This window comes from Bradyrhizobium sp. 482_C4_N1_8 (assembly GCF_052075965.1).
In the GTDB taxonomy this organism is placed as follows: domain Bacteria; phylum Pseudomonadota; class Alphaproteobacteria; order Rhizobiales; family Xanthobacteraceae; genus Bradyrhizobium; species Bradyrhizobium barranii.
Genome location: NZ_CP197231.1, coordinates 5604766 through 5629046 on the forward strand (window position 1 = coordinate 5604766; position 24281 = coordinate 5629046).

21 protein-coding genes and 1 pseudogene are annotated in these 24281 nt (G+C 64.9%); 4 read left to right on the forward strand and 18 right to left on the reverse strand.

Annotation, left to right across the window (positions count from 1 at the left end; translation table 11 throughout):
• Positions 1-79: 79 nt before the first annotated feature.
• The 9 genes from AB7Z56_RS27145 to AB7Z56_RS27185 form a co-directional block, all read right to left on the reverse strand.
• On the reverse strand, positions 80-886 hold the full coding sequence (locus tag AB7Z56_RS27145) for an outer membrane protein (RefSeq protein ID WP_441256543.1): 807 nt from the start codon (positions 884-886) through the stop codon (positions 80-82).
• 301 nt (positions 887-1187) lie between these two features.
• Positions 1188-2300, reverse strand: a complete 1113-nt coding sequence (locus tag AB7Z56_RS27150) for a polyamine ABC transporter substrate-binding protein (RefSeq protein ID WP_231144586.1) — start codon at positions 2298-2300, stop codon at positions 1188-1190.
• Positions 2301-2305: 5 nt separating this feature from the next.
• Positions 2306-3487 (reverse strand): aminotransferase, encoded by a 1182-nt coding sequence (locus tag AB7Z56_RS27155; protein WP_063986450.1) that lies wholly within the window; start codon positions 3485-3487, stop codon positions 2306-2308.
• Between the two features lie 7 nt (positions 3488-3494).
• Complete coding sequence (locus AB7Z56_RS27160) at positions 3495-3821, reverse strand: rhodanese-like domain-containing protein (RefSeq protein WP_028170872.1); 327 nt, start codon at positions 3819-3821, stop codon at positions 3495-3497.
• Between the two features lie 304 nt (positions 3822-4125).
• A complete protein-coding gene (locus AB7Z56_RS27165) occupies positions 4126-6054 on the reverse strand; it encodes a potassium transporter Kup (protein WP_028146684.1) in 1929 nt (642 codons plus the stop codon).
• 140 nt (positions 6055-6194) lie between these two features.
• Entirely contained in the window at positions 6195-8093 is a 1899-nt protein-coding gene (locus AB7Z56_RS27170) for a potassium transporter Kup (RefSeq protein WP_063983972.1), read from the reverse strand.
• Positions 8094-8369: 276 nt separating this feature from the next.
• Positions 8370-9200, reverse strand: coding sequence for an OmpA/MotB family protein (locus AB7Z56_RS27175; protein ID WP_063983973.1), 831 nt, complete (start codon positions 9198-9200; stop codon positions 8370-8372).
• A gap of 24 nt (positions 9201-9224) precedes the next feature.
• On the reverse strand, positions 9225-9998 hold the full coding sequence (locus AB7Z56_RS27180; RefSeq protein ID WP_028146686.1) for a motility protein A: 774 nt from the start codon (positions 9996-9998) through the stop codon (positions 9225-9227).
• 226 nt (positions 9999-10224) lie between these two features.
• The gene (locus tag AB7Z56_RS27185) at positions 10225-11049 is read right to left on the reverse strand and encodes an SDR family NAD(P)-dependent oxidoreductase (RefSeq protein ID WP_441256544.1); all 825 of its coding nucleotides are present in this window, start codon (positions 11047-11049) and stop codon (positions 10225-10227) included.
• A 100-nt stretch (positions 11050-11149) separates the two neighbouring features.
• Here AB7Z56_RS27185 and AB7Z56_RS27190 point away from each other — a divergent pair, with 100 nt between their 5' ends.
• Positions 11150-11443, forward strand: coding sequence for a hypothetical protein (locus AB7Z56_RS27190; protein WP_063983975.1), 294 nt, complete (start codon positions 11150-11152; stop codon positions 11441-11443).
• A gap of 16 nt (positions 11444-11459) precedes the next feature.
• Here AB7Z56_RS27190 and AB7Z56_RS27195 read toward each other — a convergent pair whose 3' ends face one another.
• The 4 genes and pseudogenes from AB7Z56_RS27195 to AB7Z56_RS27210 all read right to left on the reverse strand — a co-directional run bounded on the left by AB7Z56_RS27195 (position 11460) and on the right by AB7Z56_RS27210 (position 16107).
• Positions 11460-12179: an RraA family protein gene (locus AB7Z56_RS27195; RefSeq protein WP_063983976.1), complete on the reverse strand. Its 720-nt coding sequence runs from the start codon at positions 12177-12179 to the stop codon at positions 11460-11462.
• A 222-nt stretch (positions 12180-12401) separates the two neighbouring features.
• Positions 12402-13283, reverse strand: coding sequence for a CDP-alcohol phosphatidyltransferase family protein (locus AB7Z56_RS27200; protein ID WP_028146689.1), 882 nt, complete (start codon positions 13281-13283; stop codon positions 12402-12404).
• 80 nt (positions 13284-13363) lie between these two features.
• Positions 13364-14071 (reverse strand): annotated as a pseudogene (locus AB7Z56_RS27205) (phosphatidylserine decarboxylase); the annotation flags it as partial.
• A 77-nt stretch (positions 14072-14148) separates the two neighbouring features.
• Complete coding sequence (locus AB7Z56_RS27210) at positions 14149-16107, reverse strand: ABCB family ABC transporter ATP-binding protein/permease (RefSeq protein ID WP_441256545.1); 1959 nt, start codon at positions 16105-16107, stop codon at positions 14149-14151.
• A gap of 201 nt (positions 16108-16308) precedes the next feature.
• Between AB7Z56_RS27210 and AB7Z56_RS27215 the strand changes: the two genes are divergently transcribed.
• Positions 16309-16914, forward strand: a complete 606-nt coding sequence (locus AB7Z56_RS27215) for a TIGR00730 family Rossman fold protein (protein ID WP_071915130.1) — start codon at positions 16309-16311, stop codon at positions 16912-16914.
• 4 nt (positions 16915-16918) lie between these two features.
• Here the strand turns inward: AB7Z56_RS27215 and AB7Z56_RS27220 are convergent, their stop codons facing one another.
• The 4 genes from AB7Z56_RS27220 to cysS form a co-directional block, all read right to left on the reverse strand.
• Positions 16919-17296 carry a VOC family protein gene (locus tag AB7Z56_RS27220; protein WP_441256546.1) on the reverse strand — a complete coding sequence of 126 codons (378 nt, stop codon included), beginning with the start codon at positions 17294-17296 and terminating at the stop codon, positions 16919-16921.
• A 140-nt stretch (positions 17297-17436) separates the two neighbouring features.
• Positions 17437-19035: a citramalate synthase gene (gene cimA / locus AB7Z56_RS27225; protein WP_439036190.1), complete on the reverse strand. Its 1599-nt coding sequence runs from the start codon at positions 19033-19035 to the stop codon at positions 17437-17439.
• On the reverse strand, positions 19032-19523 hold the full coding sequence (locus AB7Z56_RS27230; protein ID WP_166352298.1) for a GNAT family N-acetyltransferase: 492 nt from the start codon (positions 19521-19523) through the stop codon (positions 19032-19034). Before AB7Z56_RS27230 ends, cimA begins: the two co-directional genes overlap by 4 nt.
• A gap of 115 nt (positions 19524-19638) precedes the next feature.
• Positions 19639-21021 (reverse strand): cysteine--tRNA ligase, encoded by a 1383-nt coding sequence (cysS, locus tag AB7Z56_RS27235; RefSeq protein ID WP_441256547.1) that lies wholly within the window; start codon positions 21019-21021, stop codon positions 19639-19641.
• A gap of 289 nt (positions 21022-21310) precedes the next feature.
• On the opposite strand from cysS, the gene AB7Z56_RS27240 reads away from it, so the two are divergent.
• Together AB7Z56_RS27240 and AB7Z56_RS27245 are read left to right on the forward strand one after the other, a co-directional pair.
• On the forward strand, positions 21311-21616 hold the full coding sequence (locus tag AB7Z56_RS27240; RefSeq protein ID WP_063983982.1) for a hypothetical protein: 306 nt from the start codon (positions 21311-21313) through the stop codon (positions 21614-21616).
• Positions 21617-21746: 130 nt separating this feature from the next.
• Positions 21747-22943 carry a DUF2865 domain-containing protein gene (locus tag AB7Z56_RS27245; RefSeq protein ID WP_441256548.1) on the forward strand — a complete coding sequence of 399 codons (1197 nt, stop codon included), beginning with the start codon at positions 21747-21749 and terminating at the stop codon, positions 22941-22943.
• 54 nt (positions 22944-22997) lie between these two features.
• On the opposite strand, the gene AB7Z56_RS27250 is transcribed toward AB7Z56_RS27245, so the two are convergent.
• On the reverse strand, positions 22998-23906 hold the full coding sequence (locus tag AB7Z56_RS27250) for a DUF2189 domain-containing protein (protein ID WP_166105719.1): 909 nt from the start codon (positions 23904-23906) through the stop codon (positions 22998-23000).
• Between the last annotated feature and the right edge of the window lie 375 nt (positions 23907-24281).

A 24281-nucleotide genomic window follows, 5' to 3' on the forward strand; every position in this document is an offset into this window, starting at 1 on the left:
TCTCTACCGAAAGACTTCGTCCCAAACAAAAAGGCCCCGGCGCATGACCGGGGCCTTCGCGTTCAAGCTCTCGAACCGTTCAGTACTTCGCGACCACCGGTCCACCGAACGTGTAGTTCACACGCACCGTGCCGATGTCGATGTCCTGGCTGATGCGGTGGGTGCTTGGCGGCGCGGCGAAGGGGGCAATGGTGTTCGTGGTCACGTCCCGGCTGCCCATGAACAGATGATCGTATTCGACGGCGACGGACCAGCCCGGCGCGAAGCCGAACTCGATTCCCGCTCCCACGGTCCCTCCCCAGCGCGTCTCGGAGCCGACGGCGCCGGTCTGACCTGCGACGACGGCGAAGAACGGCGCGAGAGCGGCCGCGCCGGCCGGCGTCACCGTGAGCGAGTATTTGTCGTGAACGACGGCCGCACCGCCCTTGGCATAGAGCAGCACATTGTTGAAGGCGTATCCGACCTGCCCCGTGAACAGGCCGAAGGCGTCGACCTTGGTGACGTCGTTGAGGAGAGAGGTGGTGCCAAAGACAGCATACTGGCTCGCGTTGCTGCCCCTAAAATCGGCCCAGTTGCCCTGCGCCTCCAGGCCGAACACCCAGTTGGTCGCCTGCCAGCGATAGCCGATCTGTCCACCGACGGTGGCGCCTGTCGCGTTGTGGCACCCCTCGGGAACTGACGGCACGATCGGGAAGCCGGAATCGTTGAAGATGTCCCAGCAGGTGTGCGCAGAACCGCCGCCACCGTTGATACCGAGATAGAGACCGCCCCAATTGTAGACCGGCGCCACGACAGGAGCCTTGGTGTAACGCGGGGCCATGTCAGCCGCCGACGCCGCGGTGACGAACAGCAACGAGCCGGCCGCAGCCAGAACAAATTTCTTCATCGGGGCAATTCCTATGAACGAATGTATTCCGGTTCCATACACCGGAACAGCGCCGGACGCTGTCACCCCACGGACACATCCGGATACCATCGCAACGACGTCAGGTTGTATGCGCAATCTGAGAAGACCGGCCGCAGATCGGCACCGCGCGCGCTGCTTCAGGTCATTGCGTCCGCGCGTCGATGAAGCCCAGGCGTCATCGCGACTTAAGCACCGCCACCGCCGGCGACCCGCAGGTGACGCTTCTACTGTGCATGGGGTTGTTTTGCAGATTTTGGCTTCCGGGCGGTCCCCAGAGCGACTACCGCCCTGTCTTCACCTTGGTCCACAGCCGATTGATCACCCGCTGGGTCGCAGGCTCACGCGCCGTGATGACGAACAGTTTTGCGAGCGTCGCCTCGTCCGGATAGATGTTCTTGTCGTTCAGGATTTTCGGATCGACCAGCTTCTGGCTGGCGAGGTTGCCGTTGGCGTAGGACAGGAAGTCCGAATTCTTGGCGGCGACATCAGGACGGTAGAGATAGTTGATCAGCTCGTAGGCTTCCTTGACGTTCTTGGCATCCGCGGGGATCGCGAGATTGTCGAAGAACATCTGCGCGCCCTCCTTCGGGATGGCGTAGCCGATCTCGATGCCACCCTTCGCTTCGGCGGCGCGTGCGCGAGCCTGCATGATGTCGCCGGACCAGCCGACCACGAAGCAGATCTCGCCGGTGGCGAGCGCGCTGAGATATTCGGACGAATGAAACTTGCGCACGGAAGGGCGGACCTTCGCGACGATTTCGGCGGCCTTCTCGAGGTCGGCCTGCTTGGTCGAGTTCGGATCGAGCCCGAGATAGTTCAGCGCCGCGGGGAAGATGTCGTCGGCGGAGTCGAGCATGTGGACGCCGCAGTCCTTGAACCTCGCCAAATTCTCCGGCTTGAAGACGATGTCCCAGCTGTCGATCTTCGCGTCGGGCCCGAGGATCTGCTTCACCTTGGCGACGTTGTAGCCGATGCCCGTCGTGCCCCACATGTAGTTGGCGGCGTAGACATTGCCAGGATCGTAAATGCCAAGGCGCTCGGTCACCACCGGCCAGGCATTGGAGAGGTTCGGCAGCTTCGACTTGTCGAGCTTCTGGAGGATGTTGGCCTTGATCTGGCGCTGGAGGAAATAGGCGGTCGGCACCACGACGTCATAGCCGGACTTGCCGGCCATCAGGCGCGTCTCCAGCGTCTCGTTGGCATCGAACGTGTCGTAGACCACCTTGATGCCGGTCTCCTTGGTGAAGGCATCAAGGACGTCAGGCGCCATGTAGTTGGACCAGTTGTAGAAGTTGACGACCCGCTCCTCGGCCCCTGCGGGGCCAGAAAGCAACGTCAGCGCCGCGGCGATTGCAAAACCAAGGCAAAGCCTGGAGCGGCCGACGTTCGTCATCTTTCCTACCTCTTGCGTCCGCGCACCGCGTCCGACAACCGCTCCAGCGCGGTGTCGAGCGTCTCGTCCTTCTTGGCAAAGCAGAAGCGGACCACGGAGGTCACCGCGTCCTGCTCGTAGAAGGCCGACACCGGGATCGCCGCGACCTTGTAGTCTTTCACGATCCGCCAGCAGAACTCGGTGTCGCTCTCGTTCAGCCCGAGCGGCGACAGGTCGACGGTGAGGAAGTAGGTGCCCTGCGACTTCAGCACGGGGAAGCCGAGGCTCTCCAGTCCCCTGGTCAGGCGGTCCCTGCTCCGCGTCAGGTCCTTCCGCATCGACAGGAAGTAGTCGTCGGACTTGCCGAGCCCATAGGCGACGGCGGCCTGGAGGTTCGGCGCGGTGGTGAAGGTCAGGAACTGGTGCACCTTGGCGGCCACCCGCAGCAGCGGCGGCGCGGCGCAGACGAAGCCGATCTTCCAGCCGGTCAGCGAGAAGATCTTTCCGGCCGAGCCGACCTTGATGGTGCGGTCGCGCATGCCGGGGATGGTGATCAGCGGGACGTGCTTGTGCTCGTCGAAGGTGACGTGCTCCCAGACCTCGTCGCAGATCGCGATGACGTCGAACTCCTGGCAGTAGCGGGCGAGCAGCTCGAGGTCCTCGCGCGGATAGACCACTGCGGAGGGATTCAGGGGATTGTTGAAGAGCACCGCCTTGGTCTTTGAATTGAAGACGCTTTTCAGCATGTCCTCATTCAGCCGCCAGTGCGGCGGCTCGAGGCGGACCAGGCGCGGAATGCCGCCGGCCTGGCGGATGATCGGCAGGTAGGAATCATAGACCGGCTGGAAGCAGACCACCTCGTCGCCGGGCTGGACCACCGCGAGGATCGCCGAGGTCAGCGCCTCGGTGCCGCCGGAGGTCACCATCACCTCGCTCATCGGATCGAGCTTGAGGCCGTGCCAGTGACCGTAATGGGTCGCGATCGCCTGGCGCAGCTCCGGCAGGCCCATCATCGAGGGGTACTGGTTGTAGCCGTTCAGCGAGGCATCGGCCGCGGCGCGGCGGATGTCCTCAGGCCCGGGATCATCAGGAAAGCCCTGGCCGAGATTGATGGCGTTGTTGTCGCGCGCGGCCTGCGACATCGCCTCGAAGATGGTGACGGGAAGGTCGGCAAAGACCTTGTTCAGCGAGGAGCTCTTGGTCGTCATCGCGAGGTCAGCCACCGACCTTGCTGGGAAGACCCGCCGCCTTCCACCCCAGCATGCCGCCGGCCAGATGCTTGTCGTAAGGCAGCCCCGCCGCCTGCGCCGCGAGCGAGGCCGTCACCGAGCGTTTTCCGGAGCGGCAGGCGAACACGACCTCCTTGCCCTGGGGATCGGGGATCGCCTTGGGATCGAAGGTCGAGAGCGGCACGACAACGCCGTAAGGATAGGCCTCGGCGTCGACCTCGTTCGGCTCGCGCACGTCGACAAGGAGATAGCGCCCTTCCGCGACACCCTTGGAGACCTCGTCCGGGGTCAGATCCTGTACCTGGTTTGCCACATCATCCTCCAACGTCACGAGCCGCCTGCCGGGGCGATCCCGGCGGGCGGCAACCTCGCCTCTCGGCAGCCGAAAATCAAGCGCTACAAAGGCTTGAGCTGCATGCCGCAAGTTAAAGCTAAATCGCAGCGACTTGAAGTGCGGCTTTCAGGATGCCTGAAACTCCTGCTTCGCATCCCACCACGCGCTCGGTGTCATTCCCCGCGAAGGCGGGGAATCCAGTACGCCGCGGCCTATCAATTCAACCACAACTGTCTCGGAGTACTGGGTCGCCCGGTCAAGCCGGCCGACGACGGCGGTGGGGCTAGATCGTGACCTGGGTACCGACCTCGACCACGCGGCCGGAGGGGATCTGGAAATAGTCGGTGGCGTCGTTGGCGGAGCGGCTGAGCGAGATGAACAGCCGGTCCTGCCAGCGCGGCATGCCGGAATGGGCGGCGGGCTTGAGCGCCCTGCGCGACAGGAAGAACGAGGTCGACATGATGTCGAACTGCCAGCCGAGCTTGCGGGCGATCGCCAGCGCCTTCGGCACATTGGGCGATTCCATGAAGCCGAACTTCAGCGTCACCTTGGAGAAGGTCGGTGAGATCTGCTCCAGCCTCACGCGCTCGGCCGGATCGATCCGCGGTGTCTGCGCGGTCTCGATGGTGAGAATGACGTTCTTCTCATGCAGCACTTTATAGTGTTTCAGACTATGCATCAGCGCGGTCGGGGCGCTGAGCGGGTCTGAGGTCAGGAACACCGCGGTGCCGGGCACGCGCTGCGGCGGCCGCTTCTCCAGCATCGCCACGAGGTCGGCGAGCGGGAATTCGAGCTTGCGCGACTTCTCGAACAGCAGCCTGCTGCCGCGCCGCCACGTGTACATCAGGATGATCATGAGCGCGCCGAGCGCGAGCGGCACCCAGCCGCCCTCGAACACCTTGAGCAGGTTGGCGGCGAGGAAGGTCAGATCGAGGAACAGGAACGGCACGATCAGGGCGGCGGCAGCGAACGGCGACCACTTCCAGACCTTCCAGATCACGACGAATCCCATCATCGCCGTGACCACCATGGTCCCGGTAACGGAGATGCCATAGGCCGATGCCAGCGCGCTGGAGGAACGGAACAGCAGCACCAGCAGCACCACCGCGACCAGCAGAAGCTGGTTGATGCGCGGGATGAAGATCTGGCCCGAATGGGCTTCAGAGGTATGGCGAATCTCGAAGCGCGGCAGCAACCCGAGCTGAATCGCCTGGCGCGTCAGCGAATAGGCGCCGGTGATGACGGCCTGGCTCGCGATCACCGTCGCGGCGGTGGCGAGAACGACCATGCAACCACGGAAAAAGCCTTGCGGGAACAGCTGGAAGAACGGGCTCACGATCGCGCCGGGATCGCCGAGGACGAGAGCGCCCTGCCCCAGATAGTTCAGCGCCAGCGACGGCAGCACGATGAACAGCCAGGCGGTCTGGATCGGCCGCTTGCCGAAATGGCCGAGGTCGGCATAGAGCGCCTCCGCACCGGTGACCGCCAGGAACACGGCGCCCAGCGTCACGAAACCAATGATGCCGTGGTGGAACATGAAGGACACGGCGTAGAGCGGGTTCAGCGCGAACAGCACCTGCGGCTGCTCGATGATCGGGTGGATTGCCGCGATCGCGATCACCGCGAACCAGACGCACATCACGGGACCGAAGAACGCGGCGACGCGGGCGGTGCCACGCGACTGCACGGCGAACAGGCCGACCAGGATGATCACGGTCAACGGAACGATGTAGGGCTCGAAGTGCAGGGTGACGTCCTTCATGCCTTCGATGGCCGACAGCACCGAAAGCGCCGGCGTGATCACGGCGTCGCCGTAGAACAGGGCGCCGGAAATGATGCCGAGCAGGACGATGGTCGCCCCGCCGGTGCCGACCGCGCGCTGGGCCAGCGCCATCAGCGCCAGCGTGCCGCCCTCGCCATTGTTGTCGGCGCGGAGCAGGATCACGACGTATTTGAGCGTCACCACGACGATGAGCGCCCACAGGATCAGCGAGAGCACGCCGAGCACGGCCGCCGGCGTCGGCACCCCCTCCGCGCCCGAGGCGGCCATCACCGCCTCGCGGAACGCGTAGAGCGGGCTGGTGCCGATATCGCCGTAGACGACGCCGATGCTGCCGAGCGTCAGCGCACCGAAACGGGCGGTGGTGTGGGCTTCGCCATGCCCATTGGCCGCCGCCGTTTCCGGGGCGGAAATCGCTACGTCACTTGTCATGGGAGAGCCCAGTGGCCTCTAGAATGCTTCACTGCACAACGGCGGAAGAGCGCGCGGCTTATAGTCCTGCGCTGCCGGCATAGCCTAGCCCGATTTTGGGCCCTTGCCATGCGAAATTTGCATGACTTGACCAATTGCGTTCAGATGGTGACTTGGGTGCCGACTTCAACCACCCGTCCGGTCGGAATCTGGAAATAGTCGGTGGCGTCGTTGGCGGACCGGCTCAGCGCGATGAAGAGGTGGTCCTGCCACAGCGGCATGCCCGACTGCGCCGAGGCCTTGAGCGACCTTCGCGACACGAAGAACGACGTCGACATGATGTCGAACTGCCAGCCCTGCTTGCGGGCGATCGCCAGCGCTTTCGGGACGTTCGGCTGCTCCATGTAGCCGAAGCGCAGTCTGACCTTGGAGAACTTGTCGCTGATCTTCTCCATGCGGAACCGCTCGGACAGCTCGACCCGCGGCGTGTGCGCGGTCTCGATGGTCAGGACCACGTTGTGCTCGTGCAGCACCTTGTTGTGCTTGAGATTGTGCAGCAGCGCGGTCGGCACGAAGGCGGGATCGCTGGTCAGGAACACCGCGGTGCCCTTGACGATGTGCGGCGGGCGCTTCTCGAGGCTGCGGATCAGGTCGTCGAGCGGCACCTCGATCCGGCGCGTCTTCTGGAGCAGGATCCCAGTCCCTTTGCGCCAGGTCCAGATGGTCCCGGCCATGACCGCGCCGAACAGCAGCGGCACCCAGGCGCCCTCGAGCAGCTTGAGCAGATTGGCACTGAAGAAGCTGATGTCGACGACGACGAAGGGCACGATCACCGCCGCAGCCGTCGCGGCGCGCCAGTTCCACAGTTTCCAGATCACGACGAAGCCCATGACGCCGTCGGCGACCATGGTGGTGGAGACCGCGATGCCGTAGGCCGAAGCCAGATTGCTGGGGGTGTGGAACAACAGCACCAGCAGCATCACGCCGATCAGCAGCAGCCGGTTCACACGCGGCAGATAGATCTGGCCAGCATGGGTCTCGGAGGTGTAGCGCACCTCGAAGCGCGGCAGGAGGCCAAGCTGCACCGCCTGATAGACCAGCGAATAGGCGCCGGTGATCACGGCTTGGCTCGCGATCACGGTCGCCGCGGTCGCAAGTCCAACCAGCGGCAGCACCAGACTCTCGGGCACCATGCGATAGAACGAGTGCTCGATCGCGCTGGGATCGGACAGCACCAGCGCGCCCTGCCCGAAATAGTTGATCAGGAGCGCGGGCAGCACGAAGAACATCCAGGCCGACTGGATCGGCTTGCGGCCGAAATGGCCGAGATCGGCGTAGAGCGCCTCGCCGCCCGTCACCGCCAGGAACACGGCGCCCAGCGTGACCAGGCCGATCGTGCCGTGCGACAGCAGGAATTGCAGCGCGTAATAGGGATTGATGGCCGCCAGCACCGACGGATCGTCGGCGATGTGCACGGCGCCCATCACCGCAAGAACCGTGAACCAGACCACCATCACCGGCCCGAAGGCCGAGGCCACCAGCGCGGTCCCCTTGCTCTGGACCGCGAACAGCAACACCAGGATGATGACGGTGAGCGGTACGACATAGTGGTCGAAGGCGGGGGTCACGAGCTTCAGACCCTCGACCGCCGACAGCACCGAGATGGCCGGCGTGATCATGGAATCGCCGATGAACATGGAGGCGCCGACCACGCCGAGCGCCATCAGAAACCAGCTTCGCCGCCCGAGCGCGCGCTGGCCGAGTGCCATCAGCGAGAGCGTGCCGCCCTCCCCGTTATTGTCGGCGCGCAGCAGCAGCAGGACGTATTTGGCGGTGACGACGATAAAGAGCGCCCAGAGAATCAGCGAGAGCACGCCGAGGACCATGACCCGCGAGACCGGCTCGCCATGGGCCGCGCCCCTGACCGCCTCGTGGAATGCGTACAGCGGCGAGGTGCCGATATCGCCGAAGACAACACCGATGCTTCCGAGCGTCAGGCCCCAGAAACCCGAGGTGACCGGCCCGTCCTGAGCGTCGGTCGATGTGATGCTCGCCGTCATGTGAGATGAGAAACGCTTCTTCCCGAGAATTGATCCGGCGCCTTTTGACCGTTCCGGCGCGCCTGTCAATCGGCACACCACCATAGCAGCCGCCGGGGCGGATGCTGTGACGGCGCAGCAACGATCGTTATTAGCGCGACGACATGCCTCAGGTAAGATGGTAGCGCAAGTGTCTAGAGCCGTCCGCTCCTAGGGAAGCGGAACGACGGGGCTCGAGATTCTGGGTTTGACGGGTTTTCTTCACGCGAAACCGGCGGCCGCTTCGCGCGAAACGCTCTACGGCTTCAAATTCGGCGGCAGCGGCGGATCCTCGCGCATCAGCGTGATCGTCACCCGCCGGTTGGCCGCGAGCGAAGGATCGTCTGGAAACAACGGCTGGGTGTCGGCCTTGCCGGCGACGGCGAAGACGTGGGACGGCGGCAGGCCCTCGCGTTCGAGGATCTGACGCACGGCATTGGCGCGATCGGCCGACAGGTCGAAGGCGCCATAGTCGCTGCGGGTCGGCACGAATCCGGCCGCGGTGTGGCCGGCGATGGAGACACGGAGCGGCGTGGCCTTCAGCGGGATCGCGAGCTTCTCGATCAGGCGGCGGGTGCGGTCATACGGCACCTTGGAGCCGTCGGCGAACATCGAGCGGCCATCCTGATCGACGATCTCCAGGTTGAGGCCCTGCTTGGTCTCCTCGAACATGATGTGCTTGGACATCTCGGTCAGTTCCGGCATGTCCTGCAGCGCCTGGCGCAGCGAGGCGGCGGCGAGCGCGAAATTGCGGTCGACCTTGATCTTCGCGCCCGACGTGCGGTCGCGGTCCTCCTGATCCGGCGTCGGCGTGTTGGAGGCGTCCTCGGGCTGGATGTGGTCGACGTTCTTCAGCCGCGGGCGGGTCGGCAGGCCGTCGGACTCGACGATACCGGCGTAGCGCGCCTCGCTCTGCACGCCGAATGCGTCGCGCATGGAGCCGGCAACGATCTTCAGCTTGTTGGCGTCCTGCGTCGAGAACGCGACGAGCATCACGAAGAAGCTCATCATCAGGCCCATCAGGTCGGCGAAGGTCACGAACCAGCCGTGACCGCCACCGTGAGCATCGCCGCGCTTCTTCTTGGCCATCTCTCGAGATCCCGGGCGGCGGCTTTACGCCGGCACCGGCTCGCCCTCGGCGTGACGATGCTTCTCCGGCAAATAAGCCAGCAGCATTTCGCGCACGAGCGTCGGGCTCTTGGAGTCACGGATCATCAGGATGCCGTCGATGATCAGCGTGCGGTTGGTTTCCTCGTCGAGCAGCTTGCCGTGCAGCTTGTCGGCGATCGGCAGACAGAACAGGTTCGCGACGAGCGCACCGTACAGGGTTGCGAGCAGCGCGGTCGCCATGAACGGGCCGAGCTTGGAGGGATCGGTCATGTTGGCGAACATCTGCACCATGCCGATCAGGGTGCCGATCATGCCGAAGGCCGGAGCGCAGTCGCCGATGGCGCGGTAGATCTTGCTGCCTTCGTCGAGGTGCATGAGGAAGTTGTCGCGGTCGCGCTCGAGATTGTCGCGGATGAAGTCGAGGTCGTAGCCGTCGGCGACGTAGCGGATCCCCTTGGCCAGGAACGGCTCGTCGGTCTCGACCTTTTCGAGGCCGACCGGGCCCTGCTTGCGGGCGATCTCGGCGATGCGGGCGAGCTCGTCGACGAGGTCGTGCGCCGACAGGCGGCTCATGGTGAAAGCGAACTTGGCGCCGAGCGGAAGGCCGTGCAGGAGCGCGCTGAGCGGAAAGCGGATCATGGTGGCCGAGACCGAGCCGCCGAAGATGATGATCATGGCATGTTCGGAGATGAACATGTGGAGGTCGCCGCCCATGAAGATCATCGCCGTAATGACGATGATGCCCGCAATGAGCCCGACGCTCGTCATGATATCCATGGGACACTCCAACGCGAACGCAACAACGGCCGTCCTGGCCGCTGGCGCGGCCCAACCCCGAACCGCATCGGAAACCCTAGAGTGCCCCCCTTAAAGCCGCGTAAAGGTTAAGTTGAGCCGGGGCGCCAGACCGGCGCAGCGCGCTGACAGGACGCCGGCTTTGCCCGCGACCGACGGGAATCTCAACACTTCGCTAACCATGATCGCGGGGCGCCAGGACGGCAGCTCAGGACGAAAGCCCGGTCAGCTCGAGGCTGAGTGCCCGCAGGCGCCTGCGCGCGCCGGCATCGTAGGCCTGCGGATTGGCGCGCGTCTCGTTCATGCCGTTGAAGAACATCCCGCTCTTGCCGGCGACATCGTCGCCTTCGACGAGGTGCAGGATCGCCGCACCGCCCTGCTCCACGGTCGAGATCGGCGTGATGCCGCCGGCGCGCACCATCGTGGTGTTCATGTAGGTGGCCGGATGCAGCGCGTTGACGGTGATGCCCATGCGCTTCAATTCCTCCGCGAAATCGATGGTGAACATGATCTGCGCGAGCTTGCTCTGCGCGTAGGCGCGCGAGCCGCTGTAGCCCCTGCCGATCATGACGTCGTCGAAATCGATCGGATGCTGACCGAGGGAGGCAACATTGACGACGCGCGAAGGTGCTGCGGACGTCAACAGCGGCAGCAGCAAGTGCGCAAGCAGGAAGCCCGAGAGGTAATTCACGGCAAAGCGCAGTTCGTAGCCGTCCGGACTCTCCTGCCGTTGCGGTCCGTCGTTCTGCGAGCCGATGCCGGCGTTGCTGACGAACACATCGAGACGCCGGTGATCGCGGAGAACGGCCGCAGCGAGCTCTCGCGTGCCTGACATCGACGACAAGTCGGCCTGGTAGAATGTCGGCGCAGCGTGGCCGGCCTGCACGATCTGGTCGATCAGCGCCTTCGCGCGCACGGCATCGCGGCCGTGGAGCAGGACCCTCGCACCTGCTTCGGCCAGCCGACGCGCGACGTAGCGGCCGACGCCGTCCGTCGAACCGGTGATCAGGACGGTTTTGCCAGTCATCTTCATTGTGCGTCCTCCGACTGCGGCCCTGCGCCACATCCGCGACGAGAGATCATGCAGTATTGTATCGCCGGGCGGCATGCTCCATCGCAGGAGCCGTTTTGCCATGTTGACGCTGTTCGGTCTTCTCACCGCGCTGCCCGCGGTACTGGCGCTCCACCTGCTCGAGCCAGGGCTCGTCCTGCCGGCGTTCAGCGTCTTGCTGTTTGTCGAGGCCGGCTTTGCCGTGATCGCAGCGCGCTTGATTCACGTCCCTGATGGTGGCGACGACATCACCCTCTGGGATCTCGCCGGCGGCTTCACCCTGATCGGATGCGCCGCCGCAGTCTTCGGCGAGCCGGATCAGGCCGCCCTGTTTCTGACGGAACAGGGCGGCCCACGGCCGGCAACGCGGCCCTAAGTCGTTCGGTCGCCCGTTAGTGAATCTCCGTCGAGCGCTTCAGCGCGGCCTTCAGCTTCTCCAGCGAGAAGTCGGGGCTGCGCGCGATCTCCAGGATCGGCGTCTCGCGGCGGCCGCAGAGTTCGGCGGCCTCGGGCAGCTTTGCGGCGATGTCGAGCGGGATCACGATGGCGCCGTGCTGGTCAGCATGGATCAGATCGTCGGACTTCACGGTCATGCCGGCGACGCGCACCTCGCCACCAAAACTTTCCGCATGCACCCAGGCATGCGACGGGCCGATCGAGCCGGCCAGCGCCTGGAAGCCCGGGGCCCATTGCGGGATGTCGCGGATCGAGCCGTCGGTGATGACGCCGAGGCAGCCGAGCGCCTTGTGCACGTTGCTCTGCACCTCGCCCCAGAACGCACCGTAGCCGACGTCGGGACCGTCGATGTCCTGGATCACCGAGATGCGCGGACCGTGGCCGGTGCCAACATATTCGTAATATTCGATGCGCCGCTTGGACTGCTCTTCGGCCGGCAGCGAGGACTTCAGCACCGAGCGGATCGCAACCGTGCGGGCATAGCCGACGATCGGCGGCAGGTCGGGAAATGGGCAGACCAGTTGCTTGGTGGTGTAGCCGATCAACCGGCGCTCCGGCGCCACGATCTCCATGGCATTGCAGATCGTCGGGGTGTCATAGCGGCCCAGCGCTTCGAGGACGGCAGCGGGCAGCGGCCCGGTCGCGGTATCAGTCACGGCGTTCTCTCCCAGATTGGCGGCCGCTGTTGGCGCGGTGCCGCCGGCACAGGGCGATATAGCCGAGATCGGGCGTCAACCCAACTCGGCCGCCTTCATGGCAGATATCCGCGAAAACCGCTCAGTGCATGATCCGGAAAAGTGCGCAGCGGTTTTCCGAAAAGATCATGCTCAAACAACGACCTAAAGCGCGATGACGATTCAGCCAAATCTCATCGCGCTTTAGTGCAGCCGTCCGGGCCGGTCATCGTCGAGCGGCGGCTCCGACAAATTGGCCAGCGTCGGCGCCGAAGGCGGCGACGGGACCTCGCCTCCGGACGGCGCGGTGGCCGCCATCGCGCGCGCCTGGTCGCGGTAGGATTTGTAGCCGAGCGGCAAACCGAGCAGATACAGCACCGTGCCGATCGACAGCACGTGCCAGGGATAGGCGATCAGGATAGCGATGAACACGATCACCGCGACGAACGCCGGCAGCACCAGCTCGGGCGGCACGCGCATGCGCTTGGTCTTGCCGGAGAATACCGGCAGGCGCGACACCATCAGGAAGGCGATCAAGAGCGTGTAGGCCGCCGTCACCGCCGCGGGCAGCCGGCCGAGATCGAGAAACGCGACGTAGATCGGCAGCAGCACGGTGATCGCGCCGGCCGGCGCCGGCACACCGGTGAAGAAATTGGCGGCGAAGGCCGGCTTGTTCGGATCGTCCATGGTGGCGTTGAAGCGCGCGAGCCTCAAGCCCCCGGAGATCGCGAACACCATGGCGGCGATCCAGCCGGCATTGCCGAGCTCGTGCAGCTGCCAGAAGTACAGCATCAAGCCGGGCGCGACGCCGAAATTGACGAAGTCGGCGAGGCTGTCGAGCTCGGCGCCGAACTTGGACTGGCCCTTGATCATGCGCGCGACGCGGCCGTCGATGCCGTCGAGCGCGGCCGCGAACACGATGGCGTAGACCGCAAGCGTCATCCGCCCCTCGATCGACAGCCGGATCGAGGTCAGGCCGGCGCAGATCGCCAGCAGCGTGATGACGTTGGGCACCAGCATCCGCACCGGGATCGGGCGGAACCGCCGGCGGCGCACGTCGGGATCTTTGAAGTCGTAGGGGGTCATGGATTACCTCAAGGCGAGATATAGCAAGCCCCGTCCCCCTCCGCCATTGCGGCGGAAGGCCCTGATGCACCTACCAATGGTTAATTGGCGCGGTAGGCGCGGCTTGGGTCGTCCCCGGCAAGATCGGCCAAAATCGTCTCTCCGGCGATCGCCGTCTGCCCTTCCGACACCAGCGCCTTGGTACCCAGGGGCAGGTAGACGTCGAGGCGCGAGCCGAAGCGGATCAGGCCAAACCGCTCGCCCGCCCCGATCGCCTGCCCTTCCCTGACGAAGCAGACGATGCGCTTGGCGACGAGCCCCGCGATCTGGATCACGCCGATCTTGGCCGTCGGCGTCGTGATCACGAGCGAGTTGCGCTCATTGTCCTCGCTCGCCTTGTCGAGCTCGGCGTTGATGAACAGGCCCGGCCGGTAGGCGATACGGTCCACCCTGCCCGCGATCGGGCTGCGGTTCACATGGCAGTTGAACACGCTCATGAACACCGAGATGCGCGGCAGCGGCCGGTCGCCGAGCCCGAGCTCGGCCGGCGGCAGCGCCATGGTGATCATCGAGACGCGGCCGTCGGCCGGCGACACCACGAGCCCCTCGCGCACCGGCGTCACGCGCACGGGGTCGCGGAAGAACAGCGCGCACCACACGGTCAGGATCGTGCCGATCCACCCGAGCGGCGACCACAGCCAGAACAGGATCAGGCTTGCCAGCGCAAAGCCGCCAATGAAGGGATAGCCCTCCTTGTGGATCGGCGGGATCTGACGCTGGATCGAATCGAGGATGGACATCGCTATCTGCCGCCTGGAAGTTGATGGCGCCGGGTCACCCCCGCGCGGTGGAGTTGTTTAGGCCAGAGTTGGGACCCGAGACAAGGTCACTCCGCGGCCGCTGATGTCGCGAGGGCGTCGTCGACCGGCGGCGGCTCCCGGTTGGGCGCCTCGCTGGAATCCGCCATCTTGGCCAGTTTCTCCCGTGCCGCCTCGGCTTCGCGCTGCCTGTTCCACATGCTGGCGTAAAGGCCGCCCTGCACGAGCAGCTTGGCGTGGGTGCCCCGCTCGGCGATCCGGCCCTGGTCCAGCACGATGATCTCGTCGGCGCCGACGATGGTGGACAGCCGGTGCGCGATCACCAGCGAGGTGCGGTTCTTCGACACGCGGTCGAGCGCGCCCTGGATCTCGTGCTCGGTGTGGGTGTCGAGCGCCGAGGTCGCCTCGTCCAGCACCAGGATCGGCGGCGCCTTGAGCACGGTGCGCGCGATGGCGACGCGCTGCTTCTCGCCGCCCGAGAGCTTCAGGCCGCGCTCGCCGACCTGGGTCTCGTAACCCATCGGCGCCATGCGGATGAAATGATCGATCTGCGCCAGCCGCGCCGCCTCTTCGACCTCGGCATCATCGGCATCCCAGCGGCCGTAGCGGATGTTGTAGCGGATGGTATCGTTGAACAGCACCGTATCCTGCGGCACCATGCCGATCGAGGCGCGCAAGCTGGCCTGCGTGACCTCGCGGATGTCCTGGCCGTCGATCAGGATCTTGCCGCCGGAGATGTCGTAGAGGCGGAACAACAGACGCGAGATGGTCGACTTGCCCGCCCCCGACGGGCCGACGATCGCGACCGTCTTGCCGGCCGGCACCTCGAAGCTGATGCCTTTGAGGATCGGCCGCGTCGGCTCATAGGCGAAGCGCACGTCCTCGAAACGCAGATTGCCGGCCGAGACCACCAGCGGCTGCGCGTCGGGCACGTCCTTGATCTCGGCCTCGCGGCCCAGCACGTTGAACATCTTCTCGATGTCGATGATGGCCTGCTTGATCTCGCGATAGACCATGCCCATGAAATTCAGCGGCTGGTAGAGCTGGATCATCATGGCATTGATCAGCACGAAATCGCCGACCGTGTTGGTGCCGTTGCGCACGCCGATCGCGCACATCAGCATGGTCGCGGTCAGCCCGAGCGTGAAGATCACGGCCTGGCCGGTGTTGAGCACCGCGAGCGAGGTATAGGCCTGAACGCTCGACTCCTCGTAGCGCGCGACCGACTTGTCGTAACGCTGCGCCTCGCGCGTCTCCGCGCTGAAATATTTCACGGTCTCGTAGTTGAGCAGCGAGTCGATCGCCTTGGTGTTCGCCTCGGTGTCGGAATCGTTCATCTTGCGGCGGATGCCGATCCGCCACTCGGTCGCGATGTAGGTGTAGTACATGTAGACCGCGACCGTGATCAGCGTCGCCACGACGTAGCGCCAGTCGAACTGCCACAGCAGCACCGCCAATAGCAGCGTGACCTCGACGATGGTCGGGATCAGCTGCAGGATCACCATGCGCACGATGACCTCGATACCCTCGCGGCCGCGCTCGAGCACGCGCGTCAGGCCGCCGGTCTTGCGCTCGAGGTGAAAGCGCAGCGACAGCTCGTGCATGTGGATGAAGGTGATGGTGGCGAGCTTGCGCACCGCATGCATGGCGACGCGAGCGAAGATGCCGTCGCGCCATTGCGTCAGCACCGCCATCAGGATGCGCGTCACGCCATAGCTTGCGGTCAGCAGCAATGGCGAGGCGATCACCCAGAGGTGCCAGTTGTCGGGCTGCACCGGTGCGGTGTTGGCGCCGGTCAACGCATCCGTCGCCCATTTGAAGCTGAACGGCACGGTCAACGTGATCAGCTTGGCGGCGAGCAGCAGCACCATCGACCAGACCACCCGCATCTTCAGGTCGAAACGGTCGCCCGGCCAGATATAGGGCCACAGATGCGCCAGCGTGCCCATCAGCGTGGCTCGCTCCAGCGATCCCCCTGCGGGAGGATCGGGAACGTCTGCGCCGTCGAACGATTGAGGTTGGTCCATCAAGAAGCCTGAAAGCCCGCCGGGTGCGGGCAGCGTTACGATTTGCGGTTTTCGCCCGTCATATAGAGCCTTCCCGATGCCAGTGCACCCCGCCAGATGGCGAATCTTTGATTGTTTGTCGCCATTTACCGGTAGATTTCCGGGTGATCCGAATCACCGATTGGGCTTGACGCCCCTGCGCTGCAATGCATCATGGCACCAATGAGCACGATCAAAACTGTCTGCGTCTATTGCGGCTCCGGCCCAGGAACCAATCCCAGCTTCACCGAAGGCGCCAAGGCGTTCGGCAAGGCTCTCGCCGAGAACAACGTCCGCCTGGTCTATGGCGGCGGCTCGCTCGGCCTGATGGGCTCGGTCGCGACCTCCGTGCTCGATCACGGCGGCACCGTCACCGGCATCATTCCTGAATTCCTCCGGAAGCGCGAGAACGCGCTGACCCGCGTGCAGGAGATGATCGTCACCCCCGACATGCACGAGCGCAAGCGGCTGATGTTCGAGCGCTCCGACGCCTTCGTGGCGCTGCCGGGCGGCGTTGGCACGCTCGAAGAGCTGGTGGAGCAGCTGACCTGGAAACAGCTCGGCCGTCACGCCAAGCCGGTGCTGCTAGCCAACATCGACAATTTCTGGGAGCCGCTGTTTTCGCTGCTGTCGCACATGCGCCAGACTGAGTTCATCCGCGCCGGCCTTTCGGTCGACATCCTCAAGGCCGATCGCGTCGAGGATATTCTGCCGAAGCTGAAAGCGGCAGCGGCACAGATCGCCGAATCTGAAACGCAGCTCGCCCCGGAAGTGGCGCGCAAGCTCTAGCGCCTTACTCCGCCGGAAACGTCACCGCCTCGATCCGGTTGCCATCGGGATCGGTCACGAAGGCCGCGTAGTAGCGAACGCGGTCATGCGGACGGATGCCTGGCGCGCCGTCGGACGCACCGCCGGCGGACAGCGCCGCGGCGTGAAACGCATCGACCTCGGCCGTCGTCTTCGCCCGCAGGCAGATGTGCACGCCGCTCTCCGCTGCCACGTGCGGCATACCCTCGCGCAGATTGATCCAGAACTCCGGATAGGCCTTGCCGAAGCCGACCGTCCGCGGCCGCACGACGAGGCGCGCGAGCCCGAGGGCCGCGAGCGTCGTCTCGTAGAATTTTGCAGAGCGATCGAGATCGGTGACGCCGACGGAGATGTGGTCGATCATATGCCGTGCTCCCTCCCCTCGTCATTGCGAGCAGCGAAGCAATCCAGAGTCCCTCCGCGGAACGATTCTGGATTGCTTCGTCGCTTCGCTCCTCGCAATGACGGCGTTTGTGGCCGCGCCGTCCCTTACGTTGCCGTCCCCTACGCCGGCGCCCCCGACTTCACCAGCTTGTAGATCACCGAATCCATCAGTGCCTGGAACGAGGCGTCGATGATGTTCGGGGACACGCCGACCGTGGTCCAGCGATCGCCGTTCTCGTCCTCGCTCTCGATCAGCACGCGCGTGACCGCGCCGGTGCCGCCGTTGAGGATACGGACGCGGTAGTCGATCAGCGTCAGGCCCTCGATGTACTTCTGGTACTTGCCGAGGTCCTTGCGCAGCGCGACGTCGAGCGCGTTGACGGGGCCGTTGCCTTCGGCGGCCGAGATCAAGCGCTCGCCGGCAACGTCGACCTTGACCACTGCAAGGGCGACGGTGACGCGCTCGCCGTGCGAATTGTAGCGCTGCTCGACATTGACGTCGAACTGCTCGACCTCGAAATAATGCGGCACCTTGCCGAGCGTCCGGCGCGCCAGCAGATCGAACGAGGCGTTGGCGGATTCATATGCGTAGCCGGCAGCCTCACGTTCCTTCAATTCCTCAACCAGCCGCGTCAGCTTGGGATCGCTCTTCTCGTAGGCAATGCCGGCCCGGTCCAGCTCGGCGATGACGTTGGAGCGTCCGGCCTGGTCTGACACCAGCACCTTGCGATGATTGCCGACCAATTCCGGCAGCACATGCTCGTAGGTCTGCGGGTCCTTCAGCACGGCGGAAGCATGAATGCCGGTCTTGGTGACGAAGGCGCTCTCGCCGACATAGGCCGCATGCCGGTTCGGCACGCGGTTGAGCATGTCGTCGAGGGTGCGCGAGACCTTGACGAGAGTTGCGAGCTTTTCGGGCGTGACACCGATCTCGAAGGCGTCGGAAAACTCCTTCTTGAGCTTCAGCGTCGGGATCAGCGAGCACAGATTGGCGTTGCCGCAGCGCTCGCCAAGGCCGTTCAAGGTGCCCTGGATCTGCCGCGCCCCGGCGCGCACCGCGGCCAGCGAATTGGCCACGGCCTGCTCGGTGTCGTTATGGGCGTGGATGCCGACATGGTCGCCCGGGATGTGCTTCGTCACCTCGGTGACGATGGCCTCGATCTCGTTCGGCATGGTGCCGCCATTAGTGTCGCACAGCACCACCCAGCGCGCGCCGGCCTCATAGGCGGCCTTGGCGCAGGCGAGCGCGAAGGTTGAATCCTCCTTGTAGCCGTCGAAGAAATGCTCGCAGTCGAGCATGACCTCGCGGCCCGCTGCCTTCGCCGCCGCGACGCTGTCGCGGATCGACGCCAGATTTTCTTCCTTCGTCGTCTCCAGCGCGACGCGCACCTGATAGGCCGAGGACTTCGCCACGAAGCAGATCGCGTCGGCCTTCGCTTCGAGGAGCCCGGCCACGCCGGGATCGTTGGAGACCGAGCGCCCTGCCCGGCGTGTCATGCCGAAGGCGGTGAAGCGCGCATGCTTGAGCTTGGGCTTGGTGCCGAAGAACTCGGTGTCGGTCGGATTGGCGCCGGGATAGCCGCCTTCGACATAGTCGATGCCGAGATCGTCGAGCATCGCCGCGATGACCTGCTTGTCGGTCAGGGTGAAATCGACGCCGTTGGTCTGCGCCCCGTCGCGCAGCGTGGTGTCGAACAGATAGAGACGCTCCTTGCTCATTGCGCCGCTCCGAGCGTCTTCTTCATCGTGGTGTTGGCGAGCCACTCGTCGTTGATGGTGATGCTGTTACGCTGCATGGCGACATAGCCGCGCTTGGCGAAGAAGTTTTGCGCGGTGTCGCTGGCATCGACGGACAGGCTAGTCGCGCCACGGCCGCCGGCGAGCTTTTCCAGCGCGTCCACCAGCATGGTCGCGATGCCCTGACCGGTCACGGCGGGATGCACATAGAGCATATGGATGTGATCGGCCCCGCGCAGCGAGGCGAAGCCGACGGGCGAGCCCTCCAGCGTGGCGACCAGCGTGAGATCGGCCGCGAGCCGCTTGCCGAACTCTTCGCTTTCCGCCGCCTCCATCCAGGCCTGCTGCTGCGCCTCGTTGTAGTCTTCGCCGGTCAGCTCCTCGATGCTTGCCGTGAAGATCGCGGCGAGAACCGGCACGTCATCAGGCAGGAACGGTCGCAAGCCGGGCTTTGGCAAAGTCTGTCCCATCGTCTTCACCACATCCCATAGAGTTTCAGCGCCAGCGCCACGGCGGCCACGAGCAGCAGGATCTTCAGCGCGATGTAATAGAGCCAGTGCCGCGGAAAAGGCGTGTCGGGCCGCTTCATCGCGCGACCTCCCAGGTCGTCCCGTCCTTGGAGTCCTTGATCGCAACGCCCATCGCGGCAAGCAGATCGCGAATGCGGTCGGACTCTTTGAAGTCCTTGCGGCTACGGGCGGCCGTCCGCTCCGAGATCAGGCGCTCGACTTCCCTGGCATCGACCCCGCTGGCCTGCTGCTTGCGCCCTTCCCACTGCGCAGCGCTTTCGGAGAGGAAGCCGAGCAGGCGCAACGAGCCCGCCAACGCGATCACGTCGCTGCCACGCAGGCCGTGCAGCGCCGCGATCGCCAGCGGCGTGTTGAGGTCATCGAGCAGCGGCTCGACCACGGACGCGGCCGGCTGGCCGGGCTCGGCGTCGGCCGCGACCCGATACCAGTCGTCGAGCGTCCTGGCGCTCTCCTCCAGCGACTTCAGGGTCCAGTCGATCGGCGAGCGGTAATGCGTCTTCAGCATGTTCAGGCGCAGCACCTCGCCCGGCCAGTCTGCGAGCAATTCGTGGATGGTGACGAAGTTGCCGAGCGACTTCGACATCTTCTCACTCTCGACCTGGAGGAAGCCGTTGTGCATCCAGTAGTTCGCCATGCGCTCCTGGTGGAAGGCGCAGCAGGTCTGCGCGACCTCGTTCTCGTGATGCGGAAACACGAGGTCGATACCGCCACCGTGGATGTCGAAATATTCGCCGAGATGCTTCCAGGCCATGGCCGAGCATTCGATATGCCAGCCCGGGCGACCCTGCGCAGCGATGCCGGCCGGCGACGGCCATGACGGCTCGCCCGGCTTGGACGGCTTCCACAGCACGAAGTCGGTATTGCCCTTCTTGTAGGGCGCGACGTCGACGCGGGCGCCGGCGACCATCTCGTCCAGCGAGCGATTGGACAGCGCGCCATAGCGCGGCAGGCCGGAATTGGCCGCGTTCATCGCCTGCGGCGAGAACAGCACATGGTCCTCGGCAGCATAGGCAAAGCCGCCCTTGATGAGCCTTTCGATGATCTCGCGCATCTCGCCGATATGCTCGGTCGCGCGCGGCTCGACGCTCGGCCGAAGCGCCCCGAGCGCGTCGACGTCGGCGTGAAACTGCTTGCCGGTCTGCTCGGTGACCTTGCGGATCGCCTCGTTGAGCGGGAGCCCCGGAAAATCGCGCGCGGCGCGGTCGTTGATCTTGTCGTCGACGTCGGTGATGTTGCGGACATACGTCACGTGCGCCTCGCCATAGAGATGGCGCAGCAGCCGAAACAGCACGTCGAACACGATCACCGGCCGCGCATTGCCGATATGGGCGAAGTCGTAGACGGTCGGTCCGCAGACATACATGCGGACGTTCTTCGCATCGAGCGGCACGAAGGTGCGCTTGTCCCGGCTCAGCGTATCGTAAAGGCGCAATTCCATATGGATACCCGTCGGCTGTTGGCCGGGCGTCCGAGGCTCTCAATGTTTTTGAGAAAAGACGGCTCCAGCCAGCGAATCGCTAGCTCGTAATCTCGCGGCAAATGCCACAAATGGCGAGGAGACCGTACATGCGGCCACATATGGGCTATCAGGCGCCCCCGCGTCAAGAGAGCCGCGAAAACGCCGTTTTATCTCCGCAAAGCGCGGCCGCCCCGCCTTGATGGTTCATCATCCTTAACCTTTTGAGTTTACTTGGAACCCGGCGGTTCCCTAAAGCCCCGGTGCACCCATGCGATCCCTGCTCGCGCTCGTCTCTTGTGCCTCCATCATCGCGGCATCCAGCGCGCTCGCCGAGACCCGCGTCTTCATCATCGCCAACCAGGCGGACGGCTACGGTGTCGACCAGTGCCTCGCCAAGGGTGAGAAATGCGGCGCACAGGTCGCGCGCACCTATTGCCAGTCACGCGATTTTGCCCAGGCCTCGGCCTATCGCCGGGTCGATCCCGACGAAATTACCGGCTCTGTCCCCAAAACTGGCGCAAACTGCTCCCATGGCCATTGCGACGAATATGTCGCAATCACCTGCCAGCGCTGAATTCCCTCGGAGCTGGCGGACCTTAGGACCAGTTTTCGGCCCCTGAAACGACGTGACGATACCGCAGGAAGCGGCTATTGGAGGGCGCGCGTCGGCCCCCAAAATCACGCTGGGCCGTGACCTCGCTAGAATGGCGGATATGCCTGAATTTTTGTCTCTCTCCCGTGCTCGCTCCATCCTTGCCTGCACCGTGCTTCTGAGCACGGTCGTGCTCGCCAACGGTGCTTTCGCGCAAGCCGGCCCGCCCGGCCCGCCGCCTCAGCCCGGCCAGAACGGGCTCGGCCCCAATCCGATGTGCGTGCGGCTGGAAGGCCAGCTCGCCGGGCTTGATCGTGGCGGCGGCGGTGGCGACCCCGCGCGCGAAGACCAGATCCGCCGCTACCAGGATTCCCAGGCCAAGCAGCAGGCCGAGCTCGACCGCGTCACCATGCAGGCCAAGCGCATGGGCTGCGATTCCTCCGGCTTCTTCTCGCTGTTCAACGGCCAGTCGGCGCAATGCGGTCCGGTCAACACCCAGATCCAGCAGATGCGCGCCAATCTGGACCAGATCACCGGCAATCTCGAACGCCTGCGCGGCGGCGGCCCCGGCGGCTTCAGCCCGGAGCGCGACAACCAGCGCCGCTCGGTGCTGGCGGCGCTGGCGCAGAACAATTGCGGCCCGCAATATGCCAACGCCGCGCAATCGCAAGGCGGCAACTTCCTGAACAATCTGTTCGGCGGCGGCGGCAACAACCCCAACAATCCGCAAGGCGTGCCGCCCTCCGATCTCGGACCGCAATCCGGCACCTACCGCACCGTGTGCGTGCGCACCTGCGACGGCGCCTATTTCCCGGTCTCGTTTGCCACCGTGCCGGCGCGCTTCCCCGACGACGAGAAGACCTGCAAGGCGCTGTGCCCGGCCGCGGAAGCCGTGCTCTACACCCATCGCAATCCCGGCGAGGACATGAACTCCGCGGTCTCCACCAGCGGCCAGCCCTACACGGCGCTGCCGACCGCGTTCAAATTCCGCAGCGAGTTCAACCCGTCCTGCTCCTGCAAGGCCGCAGGCCAGACCTGGGCCGACGCGCTGAAATCCGCCGACGACAAGGCGGCGGCCGAGCAGCAGGGTGACATCATCGTCACCGAGGAGAGCGCCAAGAAGATGCAGCAGCAGCGGCTCAACAAGGGCACGCCTGCGACTGCCAAGAAGAGCGCGGCTCCCGCGCCGACGACGGCCAGCGCACCGGCTGCGGCCGCGCCTGCGGATACCGGCACGGCCACCCCGTCGTCGGAGAACAAGCCGATCCGCTCGGTCGGTCCGACGTTCCTGCCGCAGCAGCAGAAGTAGGCTCTAACCCGTCATGCCCCGCGAAGGCGGCCGCCAGGTGCGGCCGTTTCGCTGTTACTGCTTACCCTCGCGGCTCCACGGGAAGAGATTGGCCGGAAAGTCCGCTGCGTAGCGCTTTCCCTTCGGGGGCGGCGGCGGCTCGTCCGGTGGATTCGGATTCGGCTCGACCACCCGCCGATAGAGGTGCCAGGTGGCATGACCGAGCACCGGCAGGACGACAGCGAGACCGACGAAGAACGGCAGCGAGCCGATCACGAGCAGTGCCGCGACGATGAGGCCCCATCCGGCCATCGCAACCGGATTCGCGGCCACCGCTCGGAGCGACGTGCGGATCGCGTCGATCGCAGTCGCATGCCGGTCGAGCATCAACGGAAACGACACGACGCTGACGCACAAGGCCACAACCGCAAACAGGAAGCCACAACCGCAACCGACGATGATGAGCGACCAGCCCTCCGGTGTCGTCAGCACGCGCGTTGCGAAGTCGGGAATGCTTGCGGCCGCCGCGTGACCGAAGATCGTGACATAGATTGCGTTCGCGACACCGATCCAGGCCCCGAACAGGACCAGCAGGAGCACGCCGAGCTCGACCATGGCGCCGAACGACGGTGCGCGCAGCACCTTGATCGCATCCCATGCATCGACCTCCTCGCCGCGCTCGCGACGCCGGCTGAGTTCATAGAGACCGATCGCGGCAAAAGGGCCGATCAAGGCAAAGCCGGCAGCCAGCGGAAACAGGAGCGGCAGCACCGAATAGCCGAGAACCATCCTGAACAGGACGAGACCGAGAACGGGATAAATCACGCACACGACGATCGCGTGGCTCGGCATCGCCTGGAAATCCTCCCAACCCAGGCGAAGGGCCTCGGTCAGGTCGGACAAGCTGATCTTGCGAATGGGGTAGGAGGCCGCTTCGCCGAACAGGTGCCGCTTTATGATGTTGTCGGGATAAAGAGTGGCCATGGACACACCCTCCTCTGCTGAAAGTCGCGGCGGCAAACGGCGCGCTTTCCGGCCGCGCGTATCCGCCCTTATGTGCGGGAGACGCGATCGAGCCGAGTACGGCAGTTCCAGGCTCAACGAGGAAGGAGCTTAGCCGGACGAAACCCGTCGCGACCTGCGCCCCGAGCTTAGCGCGCGCGATCTGGAATGACCAGCGCTCCCGGCTGGGTGAATTGTGCGTCGCATATTTTGTGCGATGCATCACATCGAGAATGCGACCGAGGCTCGCCAGCTCGCACGGCAACATCGATCGCCCACGCCGCGTAAGCGTGTTGACATGCTATTGACGCCGGGTTCGCGGGGGATCATTTTAAATGCCTGGACGCCCCCAGCGGT